Source organism: Stenotrophomonas sp. 278 (genome assembly GCF_003935715.1).
Taxonomy (GTDB): Bacteria; Pseudomonadota; Gammaproteobacteria; order Xanthomonadales; family Xanthomonadaceae; genus Stenotrophomonas; species Stenotrophomonas maltophilia_AH.
This window is the reverse complement of the sequence record NZ_RHPP01000247.1, coordinates 1-2,857: the sequence shown is the minus strand read 5'-3', so window position 1 is coordinate 2,857 and position 2,857 is coordinate 1. Positions and strand designations below refer to the sequence as shown.

Here is a 2,857-nt window from a genome sequence, read left to right as displayed (position 1 = left end):
GCGGTGCGAAGCGCCAGGCACGCCAGGCCTGCGCCGCAGCCGCCAGCCACAGCAGCAGGCCCAGCACGCCGGTTTCGGCAAGGATTTCCAGCACGATCTGATGCGCGTGCAAGGCCGGTCCTTCGCCCCACACGGCCGGCTGCGCGGCCTCGGGCTGGCACGCAGGGTATGCGTCGCGGAAGCCGCGCGCGCCCACGCCGTTGATGGGGTGTTCTTCAATCATGCACCCGGCGGCGGCCCAGATCTGCCCGCGACCCGACAAGGCCTGGTTGACCCCGTCACCTTCTCCGTCCCAGGCCATGGCAGTGCGGGTGATGCGCTCGCGCACCTGGGTGGACGCCAGCGACAAGCCCACCACCGCCACCAGCCCCAGCACCACGCAGACCAGCAGGCCGCGCGTGCCCAGCAGCCGCCAGCCGGAGAACGCCAACACCAGCGCATAGGTGATCCACGACGCTCGCGAACCGGCCAGCACCAGCACCACGCCCACCAGAGCGGCGGTCACCACCCAGCCCCACGCGCCGGCGCGACGGGCAACGGCGAACAACAGGAAGGGCGACAGGCTGGCCAGGACCTGGCCGAACTTCAGATTGCACGGGCCCAGCACGCCGCTCAGCCGGTCGGCCGCGGCCACCTCCTGCGGCGTGCAGAAGCCGTGGCCGCTCACCGCCCACTTCAACTGATCGAGCGACCAGAACAACGGGCTGGTCCCGAATGCCGCCTGGGCCAGCGCGTCGAGCGTCCACACCCCGGTAATGACGGCGATGCCCCCCAGCGTAAGCGCGCGGCGCTGCGGCGTGGCCATCGCGATGGCGACCAGCCACATGAACGGCAGGTAGCGCAGCCCGGCCGCCGCTTTGCGCCAGGCTTCAGAGGGATCGATGGCATCGAATGCGGAAAACGCCTGCGGCAACCAGTAGCCCAGGAACAGGATGCTGGTCAGGGCCCAGGCCGGGCTGCTCAGCATCCGCTGTTTGCCCTGCAGACGCAGCTGCACCATGCGCACAGCCGCGTACAGCGCACCGAGCACCAGCACGCCCTCGGCAAGACCGGGCAGTGGCCACAGTGCGACAAAGGCGATGACCCACCAAGGAGCCCAGCGCCCGGCACGCGCGCCCGGCGTTCCCGCAGGGGCGTTGGATTCAACCGGCAAGTCGGGTGTAAAGCTGGAGCGTGTCACGTTGCATCGCCTGCAGAGTGAACGGAATTCGCGTAGGCAGCGCGGGCGCCTGCGCCAGCAACTGCTGCGCGCGCGCCAGCAGCGCCGGGGCGTCCCCCAAGGGTACCGCGCCAGACGGTTGCAGCTGTGTCAGCAGCTCGCCCACGCCCCCGTGGTTCCAGCCCAGTACAGGTCGGCCTACCGATACCGCTTCCACGACGGTGCGGCCAAACGCCTCGGGCTTGTCTGACAGCTGCAGCACCAGGTCGCTGGCCGCATAGGCCTCGGCGATGCGTGAGGTGGGGGGTGTCATCAGCACCTCCCCTGCGACGCCCAGCTGCTGCGCCTGTGCTTCGATCTCGGCCACATAACGTTCACGGCCGGGCTCGCGCGTGCCCGGCATCCACAGCCGCGCAGGAACGCCAGCGCCGTGCAGTCCGGCAAGCAGAGCCAGGGCATGGTGGTGTCCTTTCAGCCGCGTACCACGGCCCGGCAGCAGCAGCAGGGGAGCATCGCCGGCCAGCGCAGGATGCTGCGCGGCGACCGCCAGGCGCGCACGCCGGTCCTGCCGGCCCACGCGCGGAAACTGGGCGACGTCCACACCCCGCGGGATGACCTGCAGGCGTTCGGGTGCGACCGAGGGGTAGTGCTCGCGCACGAACTCGCGCACGGTGTTGGAGACACAGATGACCCGTTCGCCGCTGGTCATCACCGCGCTGTAGCGGCCCGGCGAGTTGAGGCCGTGCACGGTGGTCACCCAATGCGGACGGCGTTCGGCCGGCAGGTTGCGCACGGCGTACAGTCCCAGCCACGCCGGCAGGCGCGATCGCGCATGCACGATGTCGGCTCCGGTCTGCGCGAACAGGTCGCGCAGCGCGCGCACATGGCGCAGCGTCCACAGCGACTTGCGCCCGATGTCCAGGCTGAGGTGTTCGGCCCCGCTGGCCAGCAGCGGTTCGACCAGACGGCCACCGGCCGACACCACGATCGCGCGGTGTCCGGCCGCGACCAGGGCGGCGGCAATCTCAAGGGTGGAGCGTTCGACCCCGCCGGAGTGCAGCGCCGGCAGCAGCTGCACCACGGTCAACCGGCGCACGATCGGGCGAACCTGCTCAGTCAGCCAGCACGAACACCGAACCGCAGTACGGGCACTGCGCTTCGCAGTTGGGCTCGTCTTCGATCGGCAGGTACACGCGCGGATGCGAGTTCCACAGCGCCATCTCCGGCGTCGGGCAGCTCAGCGGCAGGTCGCTGCGGTGCACGGTGTAGCGCTTCTCGGCATTGGCGGGCGCGGTGGCGGTATGGCTCATGGCGGAATACGGAAGTGGAGGTGCGAGGACCGCGATTCTAGCACCCGGGGCCGTTGTCACGGCGTGGCCCGGCGCTGCCCGGGTTTGCCGTGCAGCCGCCCGATTTGCGTTTTTGCCGGGTTTAGATCGAACTAATTTCACTTGCGGCGCGGCGCAGGGTGTTGCAGGATCGGTCCGTTCCGATCACAACCCGATCGCACGGCCCGACCCCCACCGGACCGGCACCGCCCCACCGACGGCCTCAAGGCCGCCGGCGCGGTGTCGCCTGTCTCAGGTCGCCGATGCGGGCTTTGCCCTGCTGCCTGTCCCACCGGGAGAACCGTGCATGACCCTGCCTTACCGCCGCCCTGCCCGCCACGCCGTGCTGCCGCTTGCGCTGGCCTTTGCC

The 2,857-nt window shown here is 70.2% G+C and carries 3 protein-coding genes; all 3 read right to left on the bottom strand.

Annotated elements, in window-relative coordinates:
- The coding region (locus EGJ34_RS21190) for an O-antigen ligase family protein (protein WP_148100549.1) at nucleotides 1-1,153 on the bottom strand (1,153 nt) is incomplete at its 3' end.
- Entirely contained in the window at nucleotides 1,143-2,255 is a 1,113-nt protein-coding gene (locus tag EGJ34_RS21185) for a glycosyltransferase (RefSeq protein WP_125362382.1), read from the bottom strand. The genes EGJ34_RS21190 and EGJ34_RS21185, both read right to left, overlap by 11 nt.
- 16 nt (nucleotides 2,256-2,271) lie before the next feature.
- Nucleotides 2,272-2,469 carry a zinc-finger domain-containing protein gene (locus EGJ34_RS21180; protein WP_125362381.1) on the bottom strand — a complete coding sequence of 66 codons (198 nt, stop codon included), beginning with the start codon at nucleotides 2,467-2,469 and terminating at the stop codon, nucleotides 2,272-2,274.
- Nucleotides 2,470-2,857 lie beyond the last annotated feature (388 nt).